This window comes from Allorhizobium borbori (genome assembly GCF_014196535.1).
Taxonomy (GTDB): Bacteria; Pseudomonadota; Alphaproteobacteria; order Rhizobiales; family Rhizobiaceae; genus Ectorhizobium; species Ectorhizobium borbori.
Map to the genome: position 1 here is coordinate 53,726 of NZ_JACIDU010000008.1, position 25,960 is coordinate 79,685.

A 25,960-nucleotide genomic window follows, 5' to 3' on the forward strand; every position below is an offset into this window, starting at 1 on the left:
GCCTTCCGGATCAAAGGCCGTGACCTTTTCTGCCGTCTCCTATTCATAGCCCGTCATTTCCAGATAGCCCTGGCCGGGCTTCGAACCCGTGACCCGCACCGGGCCCTCCCAATAGGGAAAGCGCCCCGCCACCCATGCGGCATCATTGACCGCCTTTACCGTCACGTCGAGTTGCTGCGCCGGCAGTTCCACACGCCAGAGAACGGGAACCTTCCGCCCCGCCACCTGTGCCGTCGCCTGTGGCGTCAGTTTCAATGCGTTGGGCGTCAGCGGCGTCGCCGTGCCATCCGCCGCAATCCAGGTGCCGGACACGAAATTTCGCCCGCCGGTATGCCTGAGGCGAAAGCCCATCAGCTTTTCGCCGGTTTCGAAATGCAGCGAGAACCAGTCCCACCCCTTCTGGTCGGCAGCCAGCGGCTGGCTGGACCACTCCCGGTCGAGCCACGCCTGCCCGGTTACTGCCATGTCTCTTCCGGGAAATTTCAGCGTGCCGGACACCCGGTAGGAGGGCTGCGAGTAATAATAGCTCGCCTGCCCGCTTTCGGATTTGACGGAATAGCCGCGATCCCCGTGCAGGACGAGCGGGCCGGTCGCTTCAAGCTGCAAATCGTAACGGAAATCCTTGCCCCCGGCAGCCATGTCGAGCCTGTCCAGCCCGGCCGCATCCGGCGCGGCAAGGCGCCACTCATCGATGAAAGCCGTAAAGGGTTCGGCCGCCACACCAGCCTCGCCGATGCCACCGCGCGCCAGCCGCTCGGCTGAATAATGGGCATCGGGCGTCGTCAGTGCGGCATTGCCCATCCAGATCTGCGGGCTGGTCCATCCCTCTCCTTCGCGGGGTGCCATGGCCGACCGGAACAGCGTCCACTGCACGCCGTAATCGCGCCCGTCCTCGCCCTTGAGATTGGCGGTGACGTACCACCATTCGATGCGGAACTGCGGATGGGAGCCGTGATCGGCGGGAAATGTGAGCACCGTGCCCCGCTCCGGCACCGAATAGCCCTTGGCATCACCGCCAAGTCCGGCAAAGCCCTGCGCCAGCGAGACGCTTGCGACGGCGCAAAACAGGAGGACCAGCAACGCTCTAGCGTTCATTGGCAAACACCTTCAGCAGATCGGAGGGCGTAATCCGTGCGAGCCGCAGCAGCGGAAATGCAACGGAAACCAGTGAGGCCACCACTGCGAAGCCGGCAAGGCGCAACCAGTCGAGCGGGAAAAGCCGCAACGGCAACCGCCAGCCGAAGGCCTCGACGTTGACGATGGCGAGCAGCACCCAGGCAAGCGCAATGCCGACGGGAATGGCGAGAACAAGCGTCGCGACCACCAGCAGCAGCGTACGAATGAGTTCGAGCCGGGCGAGCGTGCCGCGCCGCGCGCCCATGGCCCAGACCGGCGCAAGCTGCGGCAACCGCATGCCCGAAAGCGTCGTCATGCTGGCAAAAAGCGCGATACCGGCCGTGCCAAGCGTCAAGATGTTGAGCGCTGCGGTCACGGCAAAGGTCTGTTCGAAAATGGCGAGCGAACGGCGCTTGATCGCGGCCTGATCCGTCACCTGCATCGACCCCAGTCCGAATTGCGATTCCAGGCCTTCAATCAGGGCTGGAACGGCATCGGGCAAGGCTCTGACACCAAAGCGCAAGTGCTGTGCTGCGGGAAACAGCCGGTCGAACAGGTCGAGGCCGATCATGACCTGCCCGGTCGGGTTACCATAATCCGAATAGACCCCCGCGATGGGTAACGCGGTGCTGCCCGGCAGCGAAAGCCTGTCGCCCAGCGCCATATGGTTTCGCCGGAAAAGCTGCTCGTTGACCAGAATGCCCTCGCCCGCCTTCACCCGGTCCCACACGTCCGGGCGGGCCTGCAACAACGGCCAGTGGTCGCGATAGGTCGGGTGGTCGGCCACGCCATAGACCTGCCCCGGTTGGCCGGCAAGCTCGGCATCGGCATTCACGATGGGCAGGAGCGCATCGACCTTGGGCTTCAGCCAAAGCGCCACGTCGCGGGCCTCCGCCTCGCTGCGGGCCGTCACATAAAGTTCGGCGGCCAGCCGCTGGTCCAGCCAGCCGGTAAAGGTGGCGCGAAAGCTGGCGACCATGGTGCTGACGCCGACATTGGCGGCAAAGGCAATGAGAAGCGCCATGACAGCCAGCGACAGGCCGGGCACCTGCTGACGCGTATCCGCCCAGAACCATTGCGCCATGGGCCGCATCGCCCAGCGCCCGGCCAGCGACACGAAGGCGAAAAGCAGGCCGGGCCACAGCAGGGCCGCGCCCAGCAGCAGGCCCGCCAACACGGCAAAGCCGGCGAGCAATCCAGCGCCGGACAGCGCCAGTGCCGCCGCCCCGACCAGAAGCGCAACCGCCGCAACGGATTGCAGGAGGAGAACCCGGCGGGACGCCTGAGCCCAGGCGCGTGGCTGCGCCGGCGCCAGCAGCGGCAGGCGCGACAACTGCCACAGGCTTTCCGCGGCAGAAAGCAGCGCGCCACCAAGCGCGATGGCCAGGCCGCTCAGAACCCATTGCGGGCGAAAGGCGAGCGACCCTTCGACGGCGGCGCCGTAGAGCGCGTTCAGCGTTCCGGCCACGCCCGGCATCAGCGCTGCGGCAACGAAATAGCCAAGCCCCAGACCGATGACACCGGCAACCAGAGCAAAGCCCGTGATTTCGGCGAGCGTCAGCGCCATCAGGAGCCGGGTCGAAAGCCCCAGCGAACGCAGCGTGCGAAAGGTCGGCCGGCGCTGCTCGAAGGCCAAGCCAACGGTGGAATAAACGATAAAAAGCCCGACCATGAAAGCGAGAAAGCCGAAGGCGGTGAGGTTCAGGTGAAAGCTGTCGGTCAACCGACTGATGTCACCACCCGCCTGAGGCTTGTGAAGGACAAGGCTCGGAGCAACCTCTGACAGCGCCGGAACGCCCATCGGTTGCTCTGGCAGGAGGATCAACCGGCTGACGCGCCCCTGCTTTCCAAGCAAGCGCTGCGCAATACCGATATCGGCGATCGCCATGCCCGGCAGAAGATCTGCGCTGACCCTGAGCGGCGGAGTGTCCACCCCCCTCAAGGTCTCAAGCACGGAAGGCGCAACCTGAACGAAGCCCGGCGGCGTGATGAAATCGACCAGTGCGCCTGCCCCTGCCAGTCCTGCAGCCGTGCCGTCCGCCGGCATGGAGACCGGCTCGATGCCGATCAGCCTCAGGCGCTGGCCTTCCACCCGCCAGTTCCCCTCCACCACCGGTGATACTCGCCAGCCGGCGCGGCGAAGCGCGATATAGGTTTCCTGGTCGATCTCACCACCGTCGCGCTCCGTCAGCGTGTCGAAGCGGTCTTGCCCGATCAGTGCCCCTGCCCGGTCATAGCTGGCGCGAGCCTCCGTATTGATGGCCTGAACGCCGGACCAGAGCGCGGTGGCAAGGCACAAGCCAAGGAGCAGCATGGCAAGCTGGAAGGGGTGACGTCGCCAGTGGGAAAGAAGCGCGCTGAAGCTGGCGACCATCATGGCTGGATGCGCCCGCCGGTCAGCACAACATGCCGGTCGAGCATGGCCGCAAGCCGGGCCGAATGCGTGACCATCAGAAGTGCCGCGCCGGTTTCGCGCACGAGATCGAGCAGCAGCGTCATCACGGTATCGCCGTTGGCCTCGTCCAGATTGCCGGTCGGCTCGTCCGCCAGAATGAGCGGCGGGCGGGCGGCAAGCGTCCGGCCGATGGCCACGCGCTGCTGCTGGCCACCCGAAAGCTGTTCGGGATAGCGCTCCAGAAGCGCGGTCAGGCCCAAATGGTTCGCCAGCACCTTTTCCCATCCGACATCGCGCCGCCCCGCCAGCCGGGCATGGAAGGAAAGGTTCGCGGCGACGGTAAGCGACGGAACGAGATTATATTGCTGGAAGATGATGCCGACACGCGTGCGTCGCACTTCGGCCCGGCTGCTGTCATTGAGACCGGAAAGCCTGTGCCCGGCGACGGTCACTTCACCCTCGTCGGGCGCATCAAGCGCACCGGCCAGATGCAGAAGCGTGCTCTTGCCGCTGCCGGATTCACCGGTCAGCGCCAGGCTCTGCCCGGCGGCCAGATCGAGATCGACGGTGTTCAGCACCGTAAGCGGCCCCTCCGCCGTCTGATACCGCTTGGTGACGGAACGCAGCGAAAGCACCATGACGGCAAACCTCATCGATTGAAGCGGACGACACTGTCTTAAAGGCAAGTGCACGCGAAGACAAAGCCCCTACGCGCGAACCTTGTCCGCAGATTGCCGTCAACCCTTCGTTTCGGTCACCAAAAGAAGCAGCATGTAGAAGATGATGGTGAACATCAGGCCGCGGAAGGCAAAGGCCACGAAGCGATATTTCTGCTTGGCGATGAAGGCCAGAATGTCGGCGTTTTCCAGATATTCGCGAAATAGGTAGCCGATGTCGGGATTTTGGGCCGATTTCTCGAAAATCGGCCGGTGGATCGACCATGTGCCCCAGAACAACGAGGTTGATTTCGGCACATGGCGGGGCAGAACCACCATGACGGCAAACAGGACGGAGAATATCGAAGCGACGGCGAGACCCGCGGAAACGAAAGCCTCCGACCAGGAACCATGGACATAGCGGGTCCAGTTGAACACACCTCGGCCTTCCGCAGACGAAACAAGAAAGGCCACCATGAAAGTGAAGATATAGGCCGCCTTCTGGTCGGAAATTTTGATCTGATCATAGAAAATATCGTTTATCTTCTTGATGTGATTAAAATATTCGCCGTTTATTTCGACTGCCGCCTCGGGTTCCCCCAACATTTCCGTCGGCGTCCCATCAAAATCACTCACGTTTTCAACCTCCCCCAATCCTTTGCCGCACCGATACTCCATAGTGAAAACTGGGTGGATGTCAAAGTCCGCTTGACACTTTAACGTTGCTAAAGGATTTGTTAACTCATGCTCGGGGTGACAAATCGTATTCTTATGGCAGCGACAACGTTGCCCTTCATCGTCATGGCTTCCAGTCTGGAAGCCTCTGCCGAAACTGTTGCGCGCTCCGGCTCCATTGCCGGGGCCGTTATTGCGCGCAAATCGGAAGAGGAAATCCGGTTCATCGACGTGTCCGACTGGCGTTATGTCGACCTGAAGCAGGATCTTGTCAGCGGCGACGTGCTGCGTACCAACGGCAACGGCCAGCTTGCCATCCTGTTTTCCGACCGCACGCAGGTTCGCCTCGGCCGAAACTCTTCGCTCGTCGTCAAACAGATCACGACCGGCACGAGCGCCGACACGGTGCTCGAACTGCAATCCGGCTCGATCTGGGCCCGTGCCGAGCGCGGTGGCACGGCTGTTTCAGTCGAAACGCCGGCTGCGACCGCCGCCATTCGCGGCACTGACTGGACGATGACGGTCGATGGTTCCAAAACCTCGTTGTCGGTGCTCGAAGGTGAAGTCGAGTTTTCCAACCCGCATGGTAGCTTGCAGGTAAAGCAGGGGCAGGCGGCAGCGGCGACGCTCGGGCAGGCGCCGCACCGCGTCACCATCGTGGAGTCCGACGACCGCGAGCAGATGCTGTTCTACTTGCAGCCGCGCGAAGCCTTTCTCCAAATGCGCCCCTCGCCAGAGCCCATTGCAAAGCTGAGAGCCGATGCCGACCGTATCGATGCACGGCCCATCAACAGCCGAACTGTTGAGGAATGGCTGACACTGGCGGAAAGCCAGCTTGCGCTGGAGGGACGGCAGAAAGCGCGTGAGACGCTGACAGTCCTTCGGGGCAAATCGCTCACGTCCGTGCAGCAGGCCCGCGTCGGGCTGATCGAAGCCGTGATCGCCGCTTCCGAACGGCGCTATGCGGAGGCGGCGGCCCTCTTCGCCAGGGTCGAGCCGCGTCTTGACAAGCAGCGCCGGAGCATCGCCCTTTATGGTGGCTATTACGCCCGCTCGCTTGCCAATCCCAACAAGACCATCAGCCTGCCGCACCCGACCGGCGACGTCTCGGAGGTCTTCCTTCGCGCCTATGCCGTCGGCTTCCTGCAGGACACGAAGGCCGCCATCAAGGTTCTGGCCGAGGCGGAACGGCGGTTTGGCGAGAGAGCCGAACTCCCTGCCTATCGCGCCTGGCTGGCGTTCTTCCTCAACGACCGCGCACAGGTCAAGGAAGCCATCGACCGGGCGCTGGCACTCGATCCGAAGGAGCCGGTGGCGCTTGAAGTGCGTGCCCATTATCGCGCCGGCATAGAAGGTGACAGCGACGGCGCGATTGACGACGTGCAGCAAATTATCGGCGTCGCGCCGGGCTCATCCTCGGCATGGAACCTGCTCGGCACGCTGCAATCCGACCGCGGAGCCAACCGCGAGGCTGAGGCGGCTTACCTCAGGGCCGTCGAACTGGAGCCGGATTCGCCGGTCGTCCTGATCAATCTCGCCGTGTTCTATCTCGAGACCGGTCGCATGGATGCGGCGAAGCGCGCCATCGACAAGGCCGTCGAACTCGATCCGTCGCTGGGTCCCGGCCTCATCGTGCGCGGTATGTATCACCTGCAATCCGGCGAGGTGGACCAGGCGATTGACGACCTTTTGGCGGGAACGGTGGCCGATCCCAGCTATTCGCAGGGCCAGCTTCTTCTGGCCGCCGCCCATTTCGAAAAGGGCGACCGGGTACCCGGCGCGCAGGCCCTCGACAACGCCAATCGCCTTGATGACAACGATCCAGCTATCGCCGCTGTGCGCACGGCCGTGGCAATCGATAATTACGATTCTGTCGGCGCCATTCGCAGTGCGCAGGATTATGTGAAGCGGGCCCGCGCCCGGGGCGGCCAGTACAGCGCGCTGGGTGCCAATCAGGAAGCCGGCTCTTCGCTGAACGGGGCCTTCCGTTTTCAGGGCATGAACGCCTGGGCCGAATATTACAGCGATTCCGTCTTCGATCCGTTTTCCGGCACGTCCTATATCGACCAGACAGTGCGCGGCAGCACCGATATCTTCGCCAACGACTTCGCCTACGGTACCGATATCTTCAACAATTCCGCAAACAGCCGCACCTTTTCCTCATTGGTTCAGGGGCTGATGCTTGAGCCGCACGTCATCGCCAGCCGCTCGCTGACCCCGGAACTGCTCAGCCGGCCCTTCATCGAGAGTTCGATTGGCGGCGGCTTCACCCATGGCGGCGGCGACATGGGCTACACGACGGAAGCCGAGGTGCAGGGCTACAACAACCGGCCCTTCCCGGTGAGCTTCTATTCCAGCCTGAGCTGGGAAAATGTGCCGGATAACCGCACCATTGCCTCCACCGACCAGCTCGACACGAACAAGCGGTTTCGGCATGGCATCGCCTATGTCACAGCCAGTCCAACGCCCTATGATCGCGTCATCAGCTATTTCAACGGTTCGACAAACCGCTTCAGCGGCGACCGGCTGATCACGCCATTGATCGGCGGAGCATTTCTCGGCGGACAGACCCTGGACACGGAAACCTATAATGCCGGCCTCGGCTGGAGCCACACGGTCGAATACCAGAACGTCGTCAACGCGGCTCTTCTGTTCAGTGCTTCCAATATCAACAGCCGCGAAGATACGACGATCATCGACAGCACCCCGGCATTCGTGCAGAGCGATTCCAGGCTGAACGACTATCGTGAGCGCTACTACATCGCCGCCCTCAACCACACGGTGGCGACCGGTGACTTCACATGGCGCTATGGCATCGAGGGCGGCCTGATGCGAACCGAAACCGACCAGACCTATATCGACTGGCTGGTGCCCGGCTCCACTGTCAGCGCCTCGGCATCGCAAACGTCGGGACTTGCCCGTGCCTATGTGGATGTGCTGCACGAGATCACACCTGATATCAGGGCCGAATACGCCCTGTTCGGCACGCTCATTTCCGGCGGCGGAACGGATGTGCAGCGGCTTGATCCGCGAGCCGGCATTGCCTGGTCCTTCGCCGACGGACAATCGCTTCGAGCGGGCTTCATGCGTGACGGGCTCGACACGACCGTGCCCACCTTGTCACCCATTGGCATTGTCAACCTCCAGCCGAACCAGACGTCAACCGACGATAGCGGTTACACGGATACACTTGCCGTGCGCTGGGATGCGGAATGGACGCCGGATTTCTTCACCGCCGTGGAGTTCCAGCATCAGGAAGCGAAGAAGCTGCAAATCGAGGTGCCACTGACAGCCGTGGCCTACACGACTGGCGAGGGCCGTATCGACCGCGCAAGTGTCAGCGCCAATTACCTGATCGGCCACGGCTTCGGCCTGTCCTCCACGGTAGCCTATGCGGACACCAAGGACACCGACCCGAGTTCGCCGCTCTTCGGGGGCGCGCTTCCCTATGTGCCGGACTGGATGGGGCAGATTGCGCTGACATGGGTGAATGAAGCGAATGTAAAGGCGACCCTTGCCGCCAACTATATCGGCAAGCGGGTTGATGAGGTCAACGTGGAACTCGATGAAAGCTGGACGCTCGATGCCGCGCTGACCTGGGAACCCTTCGGCAAGCACATCGAACTCGATCTCGCAGCCTACAACCTCCTGAATGAGGACACGGAACTCACGGCCGGCATTCCCGGCTGGGGCCGCTCGTTCAAGGGCTCGCTCAAAGTCCGCTTCTGATGGCGTCGCAAGATCCGCTTAATCCGAACACGCTCATTCGCTCGCGTCCGGTGCAGATTATCCTGCTTGCCGCACTGGTGCTGGCCCTGACGGGCCTCATCGCCCGGCTTCCTGCATGGGCGCTGATCGACGACCGCGCTTTCGATTACCTTTCGACGCTGGGAGCTGAGCCGCGCCCCGACGACAGTCCGGTCATCGTCGCCATCGATGAACCCTCGCTCGCGGAAATCAACAAGCAATGGCCCTGGCCGCGCAGTTTGCATGGCAGGCTGGTTTCGGCGCTGCGAGCGGCGGGCGCCCGCGCCATAGGGCTCGACATTATCTTCTCCGAACCCTCGAAGCCGGAGGAGGACGCCGCGCTTGCCGCCGCGCTCGGTTCCGACATTGTTCTGGCTGGTGATGAAACACTGGTGAAATCCGCGCAGGCCGACCAGTTCATCCGTGTCCTGCCGCTCCAGATCTTCAGCGATGCAGGCGCGCAAAGCGGCATCGCCTCTGTCGATCTCGGACATGACGGCGTGCTACGGACCATGCCCAACTATTTTGACGGCTTTGCCGCAACGCTTGCCTCCGTTGCCAGCCTGGCCGTGGAGATGCCCCCCGAGGGCAACCGCATTCAGACCTTCGGCGGCGCGCGCACCTATCCCACCGTGTCCTATTATCAGGCGCTCGACCCGGAACACTTCCTGCCGCCGGGTTTCTTCAGGGACAAAGTGGTCATCGTCGGCCTCAGCCTGCAGAATGCCCCAACACTGGCTGCGGGCGGCACGGACGCTTTTGCCACATCCGACACCATCCACACCGGCAAGCTGACGGCGGGTGCGGAGGTACACGCAACGATCTTCGACAATCTTAGGCTTGGTCGTTCGATCGGCATAGGAAGCGCCACACTGACTGGCCTGGTGTTGGCGGCCGCAGCGCTTTTCGCCGCCGCCATCGTGTGGCGGGATACCGGCTGGATCACTGCCATCGCGGGTATAGGCGCGCTAATTGCCCTCGTCGCCGGCAGTTATGTGGCGCTGCGCTTTGGCCGTGTCTTCGTGTCGCCCATGGCGCCCGCACTGGCCTTTACTGGCATAGCCATGGGACAGGCGGCTCTGGATTATGCCGGGGAACGGCGCAGCCGCCGTTATGTGACGCGGGCCTTCTCGCAATATCTCGCGCCGGCGCTCGTCGAGCAATTGGCCCGCGATCCCTCGCGTTTGAAACTCGGCGGCGAAAAGCGCGAATTGTCGATCCTGTTCAGCGATGTGCGCGGCTTCACCACTATTGCCGAGCAATTGAAGGGCGATCCGCAACAGCTCACAACGCTGATCAACCGGCTGCTGACACCGCTTTCGGACATCGTCCTTGCCCATAATGGCACGATCGACAAATATATCGGCGACTGCATCATGGCCTTCTGGAACGCACCGCTGGACGATGCCGACCACGCCGTCAATGCAGTGGGCGCCGCCCTTGCCATGCTGGAATCGATGGAAGCGCTGAACCTGACACTGAAGGCGGAGGCCGAAGCGGAAGGCCGCGTGCACTATCCCCTGCAAATCGGCGCGGGCATCAATACCGGCGAATGCGTGGTCGGCAACATGGGCTCCACCAGCCGCTTCGATTATTCGGCACTGGGCGATGCCGTAAACCTTGCCGCCCGTCTTGAAGGCTCATCGAAGCTTTACGGTGTGTCGCTTCTGCTCGGCGAGGGGACGGCACGGGCGGCGTCTCACGCCTTTGCGATCTTCGAACTTGACCGCATCCGCGTGAAAGGCAAGATGGAAGAAGTACCGGTCTTCACCGCGTTACGCGGATCATTCTCGCCGGAAATCCAGGGGCGTCACGCCGACTTCATCGCAGCCCGTTACCGCTGCGATACTGCCGTCTGCCGGACGATGGCCACGGCGCTTGCCGCAGATATCCCCGGACTTCGCAAATATTACGAGATGATGCTGGTGATCCCGGAAGCGGATCAGGCCTGACGTGCGAACGCCGCCATCGGCATCAGCGCGCCGCGCTGCATGATGACCTGTGAGGATACCGCATGGCCCTGCGCCATGGCCGCCCGCAGGTCAGCCCCTTCAGCCAGCGCCGCCAGAAATCCGCCATTGAAGCTGTCGCCCGCCCCGGTCGTATCCACGGGTTGCACCTTTTCCACGCCATCGACCCGAACGAACCCGTCCGGGCCGAACGCCAGCATCGGCCCGCCGCCATTCTTGACGACGACGGTTCCCGCGCCGGCGGCGCGATAGCGTTCGGCGCAGGCCTCGAGCGAGACATCGCCGAAGACAGCCGCCTCGTCATCGAAGCTCGGCAGAACGATTTCGGCACTCGCCGCCGCCGCCATGATGGCCGTCTTCATGACATCAGGGTTTTCCCACAGACGCAGGCGAATATTGGTGTCGAACACCGTCAGCCTGCCAGCATCGCGCGCTGCCTTCACGGCCGCCACGAAGATCTCGCGCCGCTCCGGCGCAAGGATCGCCAGCGTGATGGCCGAGAAATAGACCACATCGGCGGCGGAAAACGCCGCTTCGAGGGCCGCGGCATCATCGGCCAGAAGCTTTGCCGCCGACTGGCTGCGCCAATAGGTGAAGCTGCGCTCGCCATCCTTGATCTCGATGAGATAAAGACCTGGTTGCCGCACGGGATCGGCGGAAACAAAGCGGGTATCGATGCCGTTTTCGGCAAAGAAGGCTTTCATCTTTTCCGAATAGCTGTCCGTACCGAGCCGGGTGAAATAGGCCACATCCCATGTCGCATGCGGCAGGCAAGCCCGCGCATACCATGCGGTGTTCAGCGTATCGCCGGCAAAGCCGAGCCTGAAATCGCCATTGGCCTGCGTTGCCATTTCCAGCATGCATTCGCCCGCCGATACGAACAGTTTGCGGCTCATTTCCTCTCCTCCGGAAGCTCTTCCGCTGCGAGATTGCATCCTTTCTACGAAAGTACAATCCGCACTGGATCAGGCGCCGCTTACATCCACATAAACCGCATAGAGGGACTGCGTGGCGGTGATGAACAACCGGTTCTTCCTCCGCCCGCCGAAGGTGAGATTCGCCACCGTCTGCGGCACGAGGATCTTGCCGAGAAGCGTGCCATCCGGCGCAAAACAATGGACACCATCACCGGCAGAGGTCCAAAGATTGCCCTGCGTGTCCAGCCGGAATCCATCCGGCAGGCCCGCATCAAGCCGGCAGAAGACGCGTCCATTGGCGAGACGCCTGCCATCCACCACGTCGAAGACCCGGATGATCGGTTCGGCGGACGGATCGTGGCTGACAGCGGAATCAGCGACGTAGAGCTTCGTTTCGTCCGGCGAGAAGGCGAGACCATTCGGCTGACCGAAATCGTCTATGACCGCGGTCAGATCACCGGTTGCCGGGTCGAGACGGAAGACGTTGCGACGGGGCTGCTCCACGTCCGACTTGTAACCCTCGTAATCCGAGCGGATGCCATAGGTGGGATCGGAGAACCAGATCGAGCCATCCGATTTCACCACGACATCGTTGGGAGAGTTCAGCCGCTTGCCCTGATAGCTGTCGGCGAGAACAGTAATCGAGCCGTCATATTCGGTGCGGGTCACGCGCCGTCCGCCATGCTCGCAGGAAACAAGCCGACCCTGGCGATCACGCGTGTTGCCGTTGGCAAAGTTCGATGGCTCCCGGAACACCGAGACGCCCTGCCCCGACACGTAGCGCAGCAGCCGCTGGTTGGGAATATCGCTGAAGATCAACAGCTCATGGTCCGCGAACCACACCGGGCCTTCGGCCCAGCGGCAGCCGGAATAGAGTTCCTCCAGCGCCGCACTGGGCACGATCATGTTGGCGAAGCGGGGATCGTTGATCTGATAGACGGAATGACTCATGGCGAGACTGCCCTGTTTTAACGCTTGCCGCCGGCGGGACGGCTGGCCGCGACAATGACGGCGATGATGATGAGGCCGGTCAGCATGAGGCGAATGCCCGCGCCAAAGCCGTAGGTGTTGAGCATGGAAACGACGAGGAACATGAAGAGCGAAGCACCCCAGATGCCCGGCACGTTGGAGTTGCCCCCTGCCACCGCCGAGCCACCAATGACGACGACGGCAATCGACATGAGCAGGTATTCCGCGCCCATGTTGAGCGCCGCGCCGCCGGAAAAGCTCGCCAGCAGATAGCCGCAGACGGCAGCCAGCACGGCACAAAGAACATAGGTGACGAAGCGCGTGCCATCCACCGGAATGCCGGCCATGCGGGCCGCAAACGGGCTTTGGCCGATGGCGGAAATCCAGCGGCCATAGATCGACCGTTCCAGAAGCCACCAGACGATGACCGACAGAACGAGACCGGCCAGCGCGATGTTCGGCACACCGCCAGTGGTGCCGGTGGTGAAGGCGGCCAGCGCTTCAGGCGGCTTGATGCGCAGGCCCCGGTTCGACCAGATGGCCAGTGACTGCACGAGAAAGCTCATGGACAGCGTGGCGATGATCGGCGGAATGCGCAGAAGCTTGATGAGCGCATAATTCGCCGCCCCAATGGCGAAACCGATGCCGATCGCGATCAACAGGCCCGGCAGGACGAGCGATCCCTCCGTTTCCATGAATTTGAGCGCCAGCGTGCCCGACAGCGTGATCGTGGCTGGCACAGAGAGGTCGACATTGCCGGGGCCGAGCGTGATGACCAGCATCTGGCCGAGCCCGACCATGACGGAAAAGGCCGCGAAGGTAAGCGTGGCCTGGGAAAGGCCGAAGGCAGACGCGCCGCCGGTAAACAGGGCAGTCGCGGCAAAGGTGGCGAGCGCCGCCAGCCAGGACCAGATCCAAGGCTTCGAAAGAACGGGTTTCAGAGCGTTCATGATGTCACCTCACGCTTCGCGCCGGCTGAGAAGAAGGCGCAGGCCGAGCACGATGATAAGCACCGCACCCTGCGCACCGATCTGCCAGTCGGGCGAAATCCGCAGGAAGGAGAGAAAGGAACCGGCGAGCGTGAGCGTGAGAGCGCCGACGACCGCGCCGAGCGGAGAGACACGGCCGCCGACGAATTCGCCGCCGCCGAGAATGACGCCGGCAATCGAAAGCAGTGTGTAGCGCAAGGCGATATTCGCATCCGCCGAGGTGGTGAGCCCCACGAGCGCCATGCCGGCAAGCACCGAGAACAGGCCGGACAATGCATAGGCTGCCGCCTTGATGCGCAGCACCGACCAGCCGGCGCGCGCGACCGAGCGGCTGTTGCCTCCGACGCCGCGAATGGCAACCCCGAGCGTGGAGCGCATGACGACAAGATGGGCAACGATGGCAATGACGATGCTGGCGACGATGGCAAGCGGCACGACGGGAATTGCCGCCGTCATCAACGAACGCAGCCAGACCGGGGCCGTGCCGCCGGGTGCAGGCAGAATGAGCACGGCCAGCCCACCCCAGACGAAGCTCATGCCGAGCGTGACGACGATGGACGGCAGGTCGCGCAGATGAATGACGATACCGATCACCGCATAGGCAGCGATGGCCGCCGCCAGAATGGCGATGCCCGTGACCGGTGCGGTCGGTAGATAGACAGCGGTAACGCAGGCCGCAAAGCTGACGAAAGTGCCGATGGAGAGGTCGAGATCGTTGACGGCGATGATGAGCATCTGGGCGATGGTGGCAAGCGCAATCGGCACCGCCAGATTGAACAGCAGGTTCATGCCCATGTAGCTCATGGCACGCGGCTGCAGCCAGAAGACGGCCATAAGCAGTACGGCGAGCGAGACGACCGGGATCATCAGGCGGAGCGTGTTGGCGGAAAGTCCCTTTTTCATGCGGCTTCTCCCGAGAAGGAAGCGGCGAGAACATGTTCTTCGCTGATCTCCTCCCCTTTCAGTTCGGCAACGATCACACCGTCACGGAAGACATAAACCCGGTCGCACAGGCAGATTTCGTCCATCTCGGTCGAGTACCAGACGAAAGTGCGCCCCGCTTCGGCTTCCGAGCGGAGAATGGCGTAGACATCCTGCTTGGTGCCGATGTCGACGCCGCGCATGGGATCGTCCATCAGCACGATGGCCGCCGGTGTCGAAAGCGCGCGGGCAAACAGCACCTTCTGCTGGTTGCCGCCGGAAAGGGAAAGAATGGGGTTGTGCATATCCGGCGTGCGGATCGCCGTCTTCGCCTTCCAGTCGGCGCCCAGCGCATCCTCGCGGTCGCGGTCGATGGCAAAGAGGCGCGACAGCGCGCCGAGATCACCGATGGAAAGATTGCGCAGAATGCTCCACAGCGGGAACGTGCCGTTCAGCGAACGATCGCCGGCGACGAAAGCAATTTCTTCGGGCCGCTGCGGTCGCCAGTTGGATGAACGAGCGCGATAAAGCGACAGCAGCATATCCGTCTGGCCGTGGCCGCCGAGACCGGCGAGCCCGACGATTTCACCCTTGCGGGCCGCAAAGCCAAAGGCGGAACCGGGGGCCACCGGCAGATCCACCACCAGCGGCGCGGCGTTCGCGCCTGTACGGGTGGCCGCATGGGTCTTTTCCTTGATGACACTGCCCATGGCTTCGACGAGGCTTTTCGCCGTGAAATCAGCCACCGGTTTCGTCACCACCACCTTGCCGTCCTTCATCACGACGATGCGGGTAGAAGTGGAGAGAATTTCACCGAGAATATGCGAGATAAGCAGCACCGAACCACCGGCGGCAACAAACCGGCGTACATGCGCCATCAACTGCTCAGCCAGCGACGCATCGAGCGAGGAGGTCGGTTCATCGAGAATGACGAGGCGCGGCGCTTCCGTGACCTCGATGAAGTTGATGGCGATTTCCACCATCTGTCGTTCGGCGATAGAGAGTTCGCCCACGGTACCAGTGCAATCGATGCGGTTTGCGGGAAACACCTCATCGAGCTTGGCCCGGATCAACGTCAGCGCCCGCTTGCGCCAGCCGAAGCCGGTCAATCCCTGATGCATCAGCCGGGTGTTTTCGACGATGGTGAGGTTCGGGCAGAGCGAAAGCTCCTGGAACACGCAACGCACGCCACCGGCGCGGGCTGCTGCAACGCCACCACCGGCCGCATCGACGCCGCCGTAGGAAATCGTGCCCTGATGCGGGGTCAGGCCACCATTGATGACGTTGACGATGGTGGATTTGCCGGCGCCGTTATGGCCGACAAGACCCAGCGCTTCGCCGGCGCGAATATCGAGATCGACGCCATCGAGCGCCGTGACCGCACCAAAGGCGACGCGAACCCCGCGCGCGGCGACAACCGGCTGCGGTTCAAGGGAATTGTTCATGCTTTTCAAATCCGTGTGTTGAGAAAGGCCCCATTTGGCCACGGCCACCTTGCCCGTTGGGGAGATGGCCGGCGGGCCGAAGGGGGTTGGATCCCTCCACCTGCCGGCCACCCTTCTCCGGGAGGATTACTTGGCGCCGGCGATAACCTTTTCGGCATCGGCCTGCGAATATTCCACGTTGGCAACGCCGCCCTTCTGGGTGGTCTTCACGCTCTCGTCCAGCGTATCCTGATCGATGCGCAGGAAGGGAACCGTGAGGTCCTTCTTGACGTCCTTGCCATCGAGGATCTGCTGGGCGACCCAGAAGGCGAGCGTCGAGACACCGGGTGCGATGGAGACCGACATGGTCTCGTAGCCGTTGGCATCCTTCTGCTTCTTCCACCACTGCAGCTCATCCTCGCGGTTACCCATGACGATGACCGGCGTCGGACGCTTGGCGGCCTCGAACGCCTGTGCCGCGCCATAGCCGTCACCGCCCTGGGTGACCACGGCCGCGATGTCCGGCAGGCTCGGCAGAATACCGGCCACGGCGCGCTGCGCCACATCCTGCGCCCAGTCGCCATGCACCGAACCGGCAATCTTGAACTGCGGGAACTGCTTCACGCCCTCATGGATACCGGCTGAAATCTCGTCGTCAACGAAGACGCCGGCCAGACCGCGGATTTCAAGCAGGTTGCCGCCCTTCGGCAGCTTCTTGGAAAGATACTCGACCTGGCTGCGGCCCATTTCCTTGAAGTTGACAGCGATGCGCCAGGCGCAGGGTTCGGTGACGATACCATCGAAGGAGACTACGGTGATACCGGCATCGCAGGCAGCCTTGACCGCGCCGTTCAACGCCGTCGGCGAAGCTGCATTGATGACGATGGCGTCATAACCCTGCAGGATCATGTTCTGGATCTGCGCAGCCTGTTCCGTCGCCTGGTTTTCGGCGGTGGTGAAGGCGTCGGCGGCAGAAACGACACCAGCCTTCACGGCCTCCTTCGTCACCTTGTCCCAGCTCGTCAGCATGGCCTGCCGCCAGGAATTGCCGGCATAATTGTTGGAGAGCGCGATCTTCTTGCCCGCCGTATCCGCCTGCGCAGAAAGCGGCGCGAGCGCGCAAACTAGAACGGCGGCAGATGCCGCGAGAATTTTACGGATAGTCATATTTCCTCCCAAACGCCGCCCATTGCGGCTTGTCACGGGCCCGCTCCTCAACGGTCATTTCCCGGACTTCAACACCTGCGGAACTCCGATCCGCGACAAAAAGGATGGCGCAAACGGCAAAAGCTGTATAGGCGAATTGGAACAGGGAAATTGCGGGTTCCCGCAGGTCATTTGCGGCAAACCGCAAGACGAACCGGGTATCGGAGGCGCTATTCTCAGGGAGGGGAAAAGCGGGTCCGCAAAGCCCGATACAAGAGAACGGTCAAGGAGGAAGAACCGTGCTCGACAGTTCCACATCGCCGCTGTTCCAGCAGTATCTGACCATTGCCTGGCATCTCGCCGGCAAGCTCGATTTTCATTCCGCGATCCGCGCTGTCGCAGAACACATAGCGCTGATCGTGCCGCATGACCATATGGACGTTTGCATCATCATGCCCGGCAGCCGCTTTCATATGGCCTATGAAAGCGGCTTCGAGACGCAATGGAGCAAGCGGACCGAGGCGCGCATCGAGGAAAGCCCGCTGAAGCGCCTGCTCACCGGCGAGGTTGATACGATGCTGACAGACGACGCCATGGTCGATCCGGCCTTCCATTTCGAAGGCTCCTTCGTGCAGCCGATCATGGAGTACAAGCTGAAATCGCGCGTGCATGTGGCGCTCAAGGTGCGCGGCGAAACCATCGGAGCCCTGTCCTTCTCGGACCTGAAGCCGAATGTGTACACCGTGGTCGATGTCGAGCGCGCCCGTTGGATCGCCGATCTCATCGCCCCCTATTTCTTCGCACTGCGCGCCTCCGACGAGGCCAGGCGCGCCGCGATTGCCGAGGCCGAAACGCGCGTGCGGGCCGAGGGCTTGCGCATCGGCGCACTGAAACTGACACAGGCGCTGGAGGCCGAGCGCCAGCGCATCGGCATGGACCTGCACGACCAGACACTGGCTGACATGACCCGTTTTGCCCGTCGCCTCGAACGCCTGTCGCAAATGAAGAATGTGCCCGGCGAAATGCTGGCGCCGCTGTTCCAGAGCCTGCAGCAATCCATGCGCGACCTGCGCCAGATCATCGAACAGGCGCGGCCTTCCGTTCTCGCGCTGTTCGGCCTGGTCGAAGCCATCGACAATCACCTGGACCGCTCGGTGCATGACAGCGGCCTTTCCATCGGCTGGACGTTGCGCGATGAAAGCGACGGAATGGTGGAACGGCTGCCGAAACCGGTTCTGACCGCGCTCTTCCGCATCACACAGGAAGCGATCAACAACGCCGTGCGTCATTCGCAGGCCGACCATATCGGTGTCCGGCTCGGCCATGCCGGCGGGCGTTTCCTGATCGAAATCCGCGACGATGGCGTCGGCTTCGACCCCGATGTGGAAACCACTGGCAGCGGCATCGGCAACATGAAAACCCGCGCCCGCCTGATTGGCGCTCAATTTACCTGCCGCCGGGAAATGGCGGAAACGGTGGTGAAGGTGACACTGCCCGTGCCGAAGGAGGGGTAAGTGGATGTGGAGCGCCTCTCGACAAAGGAAACCGTCATGAAAATTCTGATCGTCGAAGACGATGCGCTGCACCGGGCCTATCTCGGCGAGGCGGTGCGCGCCGCCCTTCCCGAATGCGACATGGTGCTGGAGGCCGCCGACGGCGCGACCGGGGAGAAGCTTGCCCGCGAGCACGCGTCCGACCGCGTGGTCATGGATCTGCAGATGAGCCCACGCAACGGCATCGAGGCGGCGCGCACCATCTGGCGCGAGCGGCCCGATACCCGCATCCTGTTCTGGTCGAACTACGCCGACGAAGCCAATGTGCGCGGCATTTCCCGCATTGTTCCGGCGGGGGCCGCCTATGGCTATGTGCTGAAATCCGCTTCCGACGAGCGGTTACGCCTGGCGCTGCGCTCGGTCTTCATCGAGGACCAATGCGTCATCGACCGCGAGGTACGCGGATTGCAGCAGAAAAGCACGGGTGCCGTCAGCGGCTTCACGGATTCGGAATATGAGGTGTTGATCGACATCGCGCTGGGGCTGACGGACCGCACCATCGCGCGACGCCGCAATCTCTCGCTGCGCAGCGTGCAGAACCGGCTGCAACAGCTTTACGAAAAATTGGGCGTCTACCAGCCGAACGATGGTGACGCGGAGGCCCGCTTCAACCTGCGCTCACGCGCCGTCACCGTATCGTTGCTGCGCAAGCTGGTGAACTATACCGCGCTGGAGCGGGCCGAGATCGAACTGGCCCGCTGGCTGGAAAAGGACGGAAATGGCCCGAGGTCCTGACCCTCAGCCGGTGACCGCCGCGTCATAAGCCGCAACGATCCTGGCCGCCTGCGCGGCTGTCATCTCGACGCTCTGGCCGGGTTTGTAGATCGACGTGCCGATACCGAAGCCCGTTGCGCCCGCCTTCAGCCATTCGGCAAAGTTATCGGCACCCGCACCGCCGACGGCATAAAGTGGTGTACCCTTGGGCATGACCGCCTTGATGGCGGCAAGACCTGCCGGTCCGATCAGCGTCGCCGGGAAGAATTTCAGCCCCGTCGCACCGGCCTTCAGCGCGGAAAAGCATTCCGTCGGCGTGAACACGCCCGGCCAGCTTTCCATGCCGGCAGCGCGGGTGGCCGCAATCACATCGGCATCGGCATTCGGCGACACGACGATGGCGGCCCCCATCTTCGACAACCGCTCAACGGCGGCAACGTCAAGCACCGTGCCAGCGCCGATCTTCGCCTGCCCGCCAAAGCGCGCAATCAACCGCTCGATGCTGTCAAACGGCTCGGGCGAGTTGAGCGGCACCTCGATCACGGTCACGCCGGCGGCAATCAGTGCCTCGACATGGGCTTCCACCTCATCCGGCTTCACGCCGCGCAGGATGGCGATGATGTTGCGGCTCATGCTGTTTCCTTCCCAAATCCCTTGAACGCTTCCGCCAGACCGGCCAGCGCCATCGCCTCGCCGGAAACAAGCTCGGCATCCGCGCCCAGAAGCATCAGCGCGCGACCATAGAGCCGGGCGAGCATGCCCGTTCCAACGACCAGCGTTTTCTCATCCTGCCACAAAGCGCGCGCAGCCGCCATTTCAAGGCCGATCAGCAGGCCAGATAGGCGGCTGCGCGCCGCCGCGGGCGAAAGGTTCGCAAGTAATCCTTCCGCGCGCAGGCGAAAAAGCGAGGCAGCAAAATCCGTAGGCGCGACAACGGTCTTGCGAACCGCCGCCGCAAAGGCATCCTCATCCGTCTCCTCGCCCGGCATGCCGTGGCGCAGGACGGACTGCGTGGACAGAAGTGCAAAAAGCTCACCGGTCATCAGCGTCAGGAAGCGCTCGACACGCCCGCCATGCACCACCGCCCATTTGGAATGGGTGCCGGGCAGGCAGATCACACCTTCGAAATCCGGCCGCCCGGCGAGAACACCGGCAATCTGCGTTTCCTCGCCGCGCATCACGTCTGCGGGTTCTGCCTGCGAGAGCCCGGGAACGATGAAGACATCGATCAGCGGGCTTTCGACCTTCGGTCTGGCGAACGGGCCGCCAACGGGTGTGCAGGGCACGGCACGATAAGCCGCCTCAATCCAGCCCTGACGCGCGCCCGCCATGCCGCAGACGAGAACCGGCGTTACGCGGTTCGGATCAAGCCAGCCGGAAATCAGCGCAAGCAGGGCCGGTTCATAGTCCGGCGGTGTCAGCTTGCCCATGCCCTTGTCGCTGGCGGCTTCAGCGATCACTTTGCCAGTGTCATCCAGCGCGAAGACGCGCAGGTTGCTGGTGCCCCAGTCGGCAGCGATGCTTGCGGCAAAGCTCACGGGCGCCACACTCATGGGCGAATATCCGCGGGCAGGATGTCATCCGGCAGGTTCTGATAGGACACCGGCCGCAGGAAGCGGCGGATGGCCATCGTGCCGACCGAAGTCGCTCCGAAATTGGTGGAGGCCGGATAGGGTCCGCCATGGACCATGGCGTCCGATACCTCGACACCTGTCGGGAAACCGTTGGCGAGAATACGGCCCACCTTGCGCTCCAGCACCGGCAGAAGCTTGCGGGCCATCGGCGCATCGGCCTTGTCGAGATGAAGTGTCGCGGTCAACTGTCCTTCAAAGCCCTTGGCAAGGTCGACCATCGCCTGCGCATCCGGCACGCGGATGACGAGACCGAGCGGGCCGAAGACTTCCTCGCCCAGTGCGTGATCCTGCAGGAAATCCTCCGAAGATGTTTCATAAAGGTTCGGCGTCGCGGTGCGTCCCTCGCTTGCCATTTCGAGAACGGGGCGAACGGCATTCCGGGTCGAAAAACGTTCCTTGCCGCGCCGGTAGGCTTCGGCAATGCCATCCGTCAGCATGGTCTGGGGCCCGACTTTTTCGAGAGCCGATTTCGCCGTGGCGACAAAGCGGTCAGCCGCCTCACCATCCGGCAGGACCACGATCCCGGGATTGGTGCAGAACTGGCCAGCGCCCATGCTGAGCGACCCCGCCCAGCCCTCGGCGATGGCAGGGCCACGGGCAGAAAGCGCTTCCGGCAGAACGAACATCGGGTTCACCGAGCCCAGTTCACCGAAGAAGGGAATGGGTTCCGGGCGACGGGCGCAGAGATCGAAGAGGGCACGCCCACCGGCCAGCGAACCGGTGAAGCCGACCGCCTTGATGAGCGGATGCTGCACCAGCGCCTCGCCCACCAACCGGTCTTGGCCGTGGATGAAGGAGAAGGTACCCTTCGGCACGCCGGAGGTCTCGATGGCTGCAAGGATGGCCTCAGCCACGATTTCACCGGTTCCGGGATGGGCGGGATGCCCCTTCACCACGACCGGGCAACCGGCGGCAAGCGCCGATGCGGTATCCCCGCCCGCAACAGAAAAGGCGAGCGGAAAGTTCGATGCGCCGAACACCGCGACAGGGCCGATGGGGCGCTGCATGAGGCGGATTTCGGGGCGCGGCAAGGGCTTGCGGTCGGGCAGTGCCTCATCGAAACGCCGGTCCAGAAACTCACCCTTGAGAATGTGATAGGCAAACAGTCGAAGCTGGCCGGTGGTGCGCCCGCGCTCGCCTTCAAGACGGGCAGCGGGAAGGCCGGTTTCCTGCATGGCGATTTCGGTGATGACATCGCCGCGCGCCTCGATCTCGGCGGCAATCGCCATCAGAAAGCTTGCGCGCGTTTCGCGTGGCAGGTAGCCGTAGGTCCAGAACGCTTCTTCAGCGGCCAAAGCCGCGGCATCGACATGCGCCGCCGTACCTGCGGAAAAGGCATGCGGTGTGCCGGAGGATGGCGACGACACAAATGTCGTTTCGCCCGCCACCCAATCCCCGGCGATGAGGTGTTTGCCGTGGGGTGTGAAAACCATGTCGTTATCCTTTTCAAGCATATGAACAGGGGGCTTGCCCCTCCCGCCTGCCGGCCCTCTGCCCAAGAGGGGCGAAAGCGATAGATGCAGGGACGGTCGGCCCCTCGGACTGAAACGTCCGCCAGATATGTTCTCCTCCCATTGGTGGGGAGAGAGCCGGCAGGCCGCAGGACGCATCCTTCTGCCCGCCGGGTGCTTGTGTCAGTGACTATCCTTGCCCACAGCCGAGCCGCGACAACCCTTGAGGAAGTCGAGGTCGGCACCGGTATCCGCACCCTGCACATGCTGCTGATGCAGCCAGGCGTAGCCGGAGGCCGGCAGATCGTGGTTCGGCTGCCATTCGGCCAGACGTGCGGCAAGTTCCGCCTCGGAAATTTCCAGCGTCAGCGAGCGGTTCGGCACGTCGAGCGAAATGAAATCACCGTTCCGGACCACAGCGAGCGGGCCACCGACGGCGGCTTCGGGCGCTGTGTGCAGGATGACCGTGCCATAGGCCGTGCCGGACATACGGGCGTCTGAAATGCGCACCATGTCGGTGATGCCCTTCTTCAGCACTTTCGGCGGAAGCCCCATATTGCCCACTTCGGCCATGCCGGGATAACCCTTCGGACCGCAGTTTTTCAGCACCATGACGCAGTTTTCATCGATATCGAGCGCGTCGTCGTTGATCTTGGCCTTGTAGTCGTCGATATCTTCAAACACCACGGCCCGGCCGCGATGCACCAAAAGATGCGGCGAAGCGGCGGATGGCTTCAGCACCGCGCCCTTCGGCGCAAGGTTACCCTTGAGCACCACGATGCCGCCGGATTGCGTCAGCGCCTTTTCGGCCGGCAGGATGACGTCCTCGTTCCAGTTGACAACATCCTTCACCTCATCCCAGACGCACTCGCCGGAAACCGTCAGTGCATCCTTGTGCAGAAGACCCGCCTCGCCCAGACGCTTCAGCACCACCGGCAAGCCGCCGGCATAGAAGAACTCTTCCATGAGATACTTGCCCGAGGGCATGAGGTTGACGATGGTCGGCACATCGCGCCCGCAACGGTCCCAATCGTCCAGCGTAAGATCGATACCGACGCGACCGGCCATGGCCAGCAGGTGGACGACGGCATTGGTCGATCCGCCAATCGCCGCATTGGTGCGAATGGCGTTTTCGAAGGCTTCCTTCGTCATGATGTCGGAAGGCTTCAGATCGTCCTTTACCATCTGCACGATACGACGGCCCGTAAGCTGCGCCATCGCCTTGCGACGGCTGTCAACGCCGGGGATAGCGGCATTGCCGGACAGCGCCATGCCGAGCGCTTCGGCCATGGAGGCCATGGTGGAGGCTGTGCCCATGGTGTTGCAGGTGCCGGAAGAACGGCTCATCGAAGCCTCGGCCTCGAGGAATTCGGCCTGCGTCATCTCGCCGGCCTTCACCATTTCGGAGAACTTCCACAGATGCGTGCCGGAACCGACGCGCTCACCGCGGAAGTAGCCGTTCAGCATCGGCCCGCCAGTGACGACAATCGAGGGCAGATCGACCGAGGCGGCAGCCATCAGCAGCGACGGCGTGGTCTTGTCACAACCAACCATCAGAACACAGCCGTCCATCGGCTGGCCGCGAATGGCTTCCTCGATCGACAGCGCCGCGAGGTTGCGGAACATCATCGCGGTCGGGCGGAAGGTGTTTTCGGAGGCCGAGAACACCGGTACTTCCATCGGAAAACCGCCGGCCTCCCAGATGCCGGCCTTGACCTTCTCTGCCAGCTCCCGCAGATGGCCGTTGCACGGCGTCATGTCCGACCAGGTATTCAGAATGCCGATCACCGGGCGACCGTCAAACAGGTCGTGCGGGTATCCCTGGTTCTTCATCCAGCCGCGATGATAGATCACGTCGCGGCTCGTGCCACCATACCAGTGCTGCGAGCGAAGCTGGCGTGGCCAGGGTGCGGGGGTGAATTTCTTGTTCGTGCCGGTCATGTCCAGCCTCCATCGACAATGTAATTCTGCGCGGTGCACATGGCGGAGGCCTCGGAACCGAGGAACAGGGCCATTTGTGCGATGTGTCGGGGCAGAAGTTGTCCCGGAAGACACTGGTTCATTTTGATCGTCTCGCGCGCGGCGTCATCGACCCAGAGCTTCAATTGCTTGTCCGTCATCACCCATCCGGGAACGAGCGTATTCACGCGAATGCCATCGGCGCCGTGGTCGCGGGCGAGGCACCGTGTCATGCCGTGGACGGCGGCCTTGCAGGCGGCATAGGCGGCCAGGTTGGGGTTCTTGATCATCCACGACACCGAGCCGAAATTGACGATGGAGCCACCGCCCGCCACCTTCATCATCGGAACCACGGCCTGCGCCGCGAACATCTGATGGCGCAGGTTGACGGCAATCGTCTGGTCGAAGAACTCTTCCGTCAGACCCTCAAGGTCATGCCGCTTGTCGTTGGCGGCGTTGTTGAGCAGAACGCGGATCGGCCCTTCCTCGGCGGCAAACTGCCGGATCGCTGCCTGTAGATCCGCCGTCTTCGTGATATCACAATAGGCAAAACGGGCTTTCAGACCCTCGGCATTGAGGCGCGCTTCCAGCGCCTCGCCTTCCTTCTCGGCAATATCGACAAAGCAGGTAACGGCGCCCTGACGGGCATAAGCTTCTGTCAGTTCCTCGCCGATACCCGTTGCCCCGCCGGAGATGAACACCACCTTGCCGGCGAGATCGGGATAGATCGCAATCGGTCGAGCCGCGTCGCTCATAGCGCGCTGACCTTAACGGCGCCGGCAGCACCTTCGGCAACCGCCAGCGGGTTAGCGAGCGCGAGGCCGAAATCGGGGGCTGAAATCTCGAACACGTCGCCGGCTTCCGGCTTGATCTGGTCGGCAAAGGACAGCGTCGCCGTACCGAACATATGAACGTGCACGTCGCCCGGCTGGCAGAACAGGCCATATTTGAAGTGATGGTGCTCAAGGTTGGCGATGGTATGGGACATGTTGGCCTCGCCAGAGAGGAAGGGCTTTTCCCAGAGAACCTTGCCATCGCGAAGAATGCGCGAGGTGCCGCGAATGTCGCGCGGCAGATCACCGACCAGAAGCTCCGGACCAAAGGCGGCGGGGCGCAGCTTCGAATGGGCGAGGAACAGGTAATTGATCCGTTCCGTCACATGGTCGGAAAACTCGTTGGCGAGCGAGAAGCCGACGCGGAACGGCGTGCCATCCGGGCCGATCACGTAATAACCGGCAATCTCCGGCTCTTCGCCGCCATCAAGAGCGAAGGCGGGAGAAACGAGCGGGGCACCGGGAGCAATGGCATTGACGCCGGTGCCCTTGTAAAACCATTCCGGCTGCACGCCGACTTCACCAGCTGCCGGCTTGCCACCTTCAAGCCCCATGCGGAACATCTTCATCGAGTCCGAAAGGCCTTCCGCCGGGGCGTGCATGGCATCACGCGTCGAGGCCGAACCGGTGTGGGTCAGGCCCGTTCCGGTCAGGAACATGCGGGCCGGTTCCGGGTGACGAAGCGGTACATCCAGTGCGCCCCTAGCGGCGAGGTCCGCCACGTTGACCGGCTCTCCTCCGGCGGGGATAACGGCTGCCAGCGGCTTGCCCAAAGCGATGGCTTCCTGGGCGAAGCCCAGAATGGTGGCGCCCGAAATCAGGCGAGCCGAGGCCGTTGCGTGGTCACGGACTGCGACCCCGCCGGTTTTGATCTGACTGAGCAGCATGTGA

The 25,960-nt window shown here is 62.8% G+C and carries 20 protein-coding genes; 4 read left to right on the plus strand and 16 right to left on the minus strand.

Annotation, left to right across the window (positions count from 1 at the left end; all coding sequences use genetic code 11):
- Positions 1-39: 39 nt before the first annotated feature.
- The 4 genes from GGQ66_RS11160 to GGQ66_RS11175 form a co-directional block, all read right to left on the minus strand.
- On the minus strand, positions 40-1,095 hold the full coding sequence (locus GGQ66_RS11160) for a lipocalin-like domain-containing protein (RefSeq protein WP_183792474.1): 1,056 nt from the start codon (positions 1,093-1,095) through the stop codon (positions 40-42).
- The gene (locus GGQ66_RS11165; protein ID WP_183792475.1) at positions 1,085-3,493 is read right to left on the minus strand and encodes an FtsX-like permease family protein; all 2,409 of its coding nucleotides are present in this window, start codon (positions 3,491-3,493) and stop codon (positions 1,085-1,087) included. Before GGQ66_RS11165 ends, GGQ66_RS11160 begins: the two co-directional genes overlap by 11 nt.
- Complete coding sequence (locus GGQ66_RS11170) at positions 3,490-4,149, minus strand: ABC transporter ATP-binding protein (RefSeq protein WP_183792477.1); 660 nt, start codon at positions 4,147-4,149, stop codon at positions 3,490-3,492. Before GGQ66_RS11170 ends, GGQ66_RS11165 begins: the two co-directional genes overlap by 4 nt.
- 99 nt (positions 4,150-4,248) lie before the next feature.
- Complete coding sequence (locus tag GGQ66_RS11175; RefSeq protein ID WP_183792479.1) at positions 4,249-4,803, minus strand: Pycsar system effector family protein; 555 nt, start codon at positions 4,801-4,803, stop codon at positions 4,249-4,251.
- 108 nt (positions 4,804-4,911) lie between these two features.
- On the opposite strand from GGQ66_RS11175, the gene GGQ66_RS11180 reads away from it, so the two are divergent.
- Together GGQ66_RS11180 and GGQ66_RS11185 are read left to right on the plus strand one after the other, a co-directional pair.
- The gene (locus GGQ66_RS11180) at positions 4,912-8,571 is read left to right on the plus strand and encodes a FecR domain-containing protein (protein WP_183792481.1); all 3,660 of its coding nucleotides are present in this window, start codon (positions 4,912-4,914) and stop codon (positions 8,569-8,571) included.
- Positions 8,571-10,541 (plus strand): CHASE2 domain-containing protein, encoded by a 1,971-nt coding sequence (locus tag GGQ66_RS11185; RefSeq protein WP_183792483.1) that lies wholly within the window; start codon positions 8,571-8,573, stop codon positions 10,539-10,541. Before GGQ66_RS11180 ends, GGQ66_RS11185 begins: the two co-directional genes overlap by 1 nt.
- Here GGQ66_RS11185 and GGQ66_RS11190 read toward each other — a convergent pair.
- The 6 genes from GGQ66_RS11190 to GGQ66_RS11215 form a co-directional block, all read right to left on the minus strand.
- Positions 10,532-11,455: a sugar kinase gene (locus tag GGQ66_RS11190; protein WP_183792485.1), complete on the minus strand. Its 924-nt coding sequence runs from the start codon at positions 11,453-11,455 to the stop codon at positions 10,532-10,534. The genes GGQ66_RS11185 and GGQ66_RS11190 overlap by 10 nt on opposite strands.
- Positions 11,456-11,524: 69 nt before the next feature.
- On the minus strand, positions 11,525-12,427 hold the full coding sequence (locus tag GGQ66_RS11195; protein ID WP_183792487.1) for an SMP-30/gluconolactonase/LRE family protein: 903 nt from the start codon (positions 12,425-12,427) through the stop codon (positions 11,525-11,527).
- 17 nt (positions 12,428-12,444) lie between these two features.
- A complete protein-coding gene (locus GGQ66_RS11200) occupies positions 12,445-13,395 on the minus strand; it encodes an ABC transporter permease (protein WP_183792489.1) in 951 nt (316 codons plus the stop codon).
- A 9-nt stretch (positions 13,396-13,404) separates the two neighbouring features.
- The gene (locus tag GGQ66_RS11205) at positions 13,405-14,337 is read right to left on the minus strand and encodes an ABC transporter permease (RefSeq protein WP_183792491.1); all 933 of its coding nucleotides are present in this window, start codon (positions 14,335-14,337) and stop codon (positions 13,405-13,407) included.
- Positions 14,334-15,800, minus strand: a complete 1,467-nt coding sequence (locus GGQ66_RS11210; protein ID WP_183792493.1) for an ATP-binding cassette domain-containing protein — start codon at positions 15,798-15,800, stop codon at positions 14,334-14,336. Before GGQ66_RS11210 ends, GGQ66_RS11205 begins: the two co-directional genes overlap by 4 nt.
- A gap of 126 nt (positions 15,801-15,926) precedes the next feature.
- Entirely contained in the window at positions 15,927-16,946 is a 1,020-nt protein-coding gene (locus GGQ66_RS11215) for an ABC transporter substrate-binding protein (protein ID WP_183792495.1), read from the minus strand.
- A 278-nt stretch (positions 16,947-17,224) separates the two neighbouring features.
- On the opposite strand from GGQ66_RS11215, the gene GGQ66_RS11220 reads away from it, so the two are divergent.
- Together GGQ66_RS11220 and GGQ66_RS11225 are read left to right on the plus strand one after the other, a co-directional pair.
- Positions 17,225-18,439 (plus strand): sensor histidine kinase, encoded by a 1,215-nt coding sequence (locus tag GGQ66_RS11220; RefSeq protein WP_183792497.1) that lies wholly within the window; start codon positions 17,225-17,227, stop codon positions 18,437-18,439.
- 36 nt (positions 18,440-18,475) lie between these two features.
- A complete protein-coding gene (locus tag GGQ66_RS11225; RefSeq protein ID WP_183792499.1) occupies positions 18,476-19,213 on the plus strand; it encodes a response regulator transcription factor in 738 nt (245 codons plus the stop codon).
- A gap of 3 nt (positions 19,214-19,216) precedes the next feature.
- Here the strand turns inward: GGQ66_RS11225 and GGQ66_RS11230 are convergent, their stop codons facing one another.
- The 6 genes from GGQ66_RS11230 to araD1 all read right to left on the minus strand — a co-directional run bounded on the left by GGQ66_RS11230 (position 19,217) and on the right by araD1 (position 25,956).
- The gene (locus GGQ66_RS11230; protein ID WP_183792501.1) at positions 19,217-19,825 is read right to left on the minus strand and encodes a 2-dehydro-3-deoxy-6-phosphogalactonate aldolase; all 609 of its coding nucleotides are present in this window, start codon (positions 19,823-19,825) and stop codon (positions 19,217-19,219) included.
- Positions 19,822-20,745, minus strand: coding sequence for a 2-dehydro-3-deoxygalactonokinase (locus tag GGQ66_RS11235; RefSeq protein ID WP_183792503.1), 924 nt, complete (start codon positions 20,743-20,745; stop codon positions 19,822-19,824). Before GGQ66_RS11235 ends, GGQ66_RS11230 begins: the two co-directional genes overlap by 4 nt.
- Positions 20,742-22,259, minus strand: a complete 1,518-nt coding sequence (locus tag GGQ66_RS11240; protein WP_183792505.1) for an aldehyde dehydrogenase (NADP(+)) — start codon at positions 22,257-22,259, stop codon at positions 20,742-20,744. The genes GGQ66_RS11235 and GGQ66_RS11240 overlap by 4 nt, the downstream gene beginning before the upstream one ends.
- 201 nt (positions 22,260-22,460) lie before the next feature.
- A complete protein-coding gene (gene araD, locus GGQ66_RS11245) occupies positions 22,461-24,218 on the minus strand; it encodes an L-arabinonate dehydratase (protein WP_183792507.1) in 1,758 nt (585 codons plus the stop codon).
- Positions 24,215-24,991: an SDR family NAD(P)-dependent oxidoreductase gene (locus GGQ66_RS11250; RefSeq protein ID WP_183792508.1), complete on the minus strand. Its 777-nt coding sequence runs from the start codon at positions 24,989-24,991 to the stop codon at positions 24,215-24,217. Before GGQ66_RS11250 ends, araD begins: the two co-directional genes overlap by 4 nt.
- Positions 24,988-25,956, minus strand: a complete 969-nt coding sequence (gene araD1, locus GGQ66_RS11255; RefSeq protein ID WP_183792510.1) for an AraD1 family protein — start codon at positions 25,954-25,956, stop codon at positions 24,988-24,990. The genes GGQ66_RS11250 and araD1 overlap by 4 nt, the downstream gene beginning before the upstream one ends.
- Positions 25,957-25,960 lie beyond the last annotated feature (4 nt).

What these genes read in the sequence shown, in the direction of transcription:
- GGQ66_RS11205 (WP_183792491.1), bottom strand. Translation starts at nt 14,337, where the DNA reads ATGAAAAAGGGACTTTCCGCCAACACGCTCCGCCTGATGATCCCGGTC.
- GGQ66_RS11210 (WP_183792493.1), bottom strand. Translation starts at nt 15,800, where the DNA reads ATGAACAATTCCCTTGAACCGCAGCCGGTTGTCGCCGCGCGCGGGGTT.
- araD (WP_183792507.1), bottom strand. Translation starts at nt 24,218, where the DNA reads ATGACCGGCACGAACAAGAAATTCACCCCCGCACCCTGGCCACGCCAG.
- GGQ66_RS11190 (WP_183792485.1), bottom strand. Translation starts at nt 11,455, where the DNA reads ATGAGCCGCAAACTGTTCGTATCGGCGGGCGAATGCATGCTGGAAATG.
- GGQ66_RS11170 (WP_183792477.1), bottom strand. Translation starts at nt 4,149, where the DNA reads ATGGTGCTTTCGCTGCGTTCCGTCACCAAGCGGTATCAGACGGCGGAG.
- GGQ66_RS11165 (WP_183792475.1), bottom strand. Translation starts at nt 3,493, where the DNA reads ATGATGGTCGCCAGCTTCAGCGCGCTTCTTTCCCACTGGCGACGTCAC.
- GGQ66_RS11180 (WP_183792481.1), top strand. Translation starts at nt 4,912, where the DNA reads ATGCTCGGGGTGACAAATCGTATTCTTATGGCAGCGACAACGTTGCCC.
- araD1 (WP_183792510.1), bottom strand. Translation starts at nt 25,956, where the DNA reads ATGCTGCTCAGTCAGATCAAAACCGGCGGGGTCGCAGTCCGTGACCAC.
- GGQ66_RS11200 (WP_183792489.1), bottom strand. Translation starts at nt 13,395, where the DNA reads ATGAACGCTCTGAAACCCGTTCTTTCGAAGCCTTGGATCTGGTCCTGG.
- GGQ66_RS11230 (WP_183792501.1), bottom strand. Translation starts at nt 19,825, where the DNA reads ATGAGCCGCAACATCATCGCCATCCTGCGCGGCGTGAAGCCGGATGAG.
- GGQ66_RS11195 (WP_183792487.1), bottom strand. Translation starts at nt 12,427, where the DNA reads ATGAGTCATTCCGTCTATCAGATCAACGATCCCCGCTTCGCCAACATG.
- GGQ66_RS11240 (WP_183792505.1), bottom strand. Translation starts at nt 22,259, where the DNA reads ATGGTTTTCACACCCCACGGCAAACACCTCATCGCCGGGGATTGGGTG.
- GGQ66_RS11250 (WP_183792508.1), bottom strand. Translation starts at nt 24,991, where the DNA reads ATGAGCGACGCGGCTCGACCGATTGCGATCTATCCCGATCTCGCCGGC.
- GGQ66_RS11225 (WP_183792499.1), top strand. Translation starts at nt 18,476, where the DNA reads ATGAAAATTCTGATCGTCGAAGACGATGCGCTGCACCGGGCCTATCTC.
- GGQ66_RS11160 (WP_183792474.1), bottom strand. Translation starts at nt 1,095, where the DNA reads ATGAACGCTAGAGCGTTGCTGGTCCTCCTGTTTTGCGCCGTCGCAAGC.
- GGQ66_RS11215 (WP_183792495.1), bottom strand. Translation starts at nt 16,946, where the DNA reads ATGACTATCCGTAAAATTCTCGCGGCATCTGCCGCCGTTCTAGTTTGC.
- GGQ66_RS11185 (WP_183792483.1), top strand. Translation starts at nt 8,571, where the DNA reads ATGGCGTCGCAAGATCCGCTTAATCCGAACACGCTCATTCGCTCGCGT.
- GGQ66_RS11235 (WP_183792503.1), bottom strand. Translation starts at nt 20,745, where the DNA reads ATGAGTGTGGCGCCCGTGAGCTTTGCCGCAAGCATCGCTGCCGACTGG.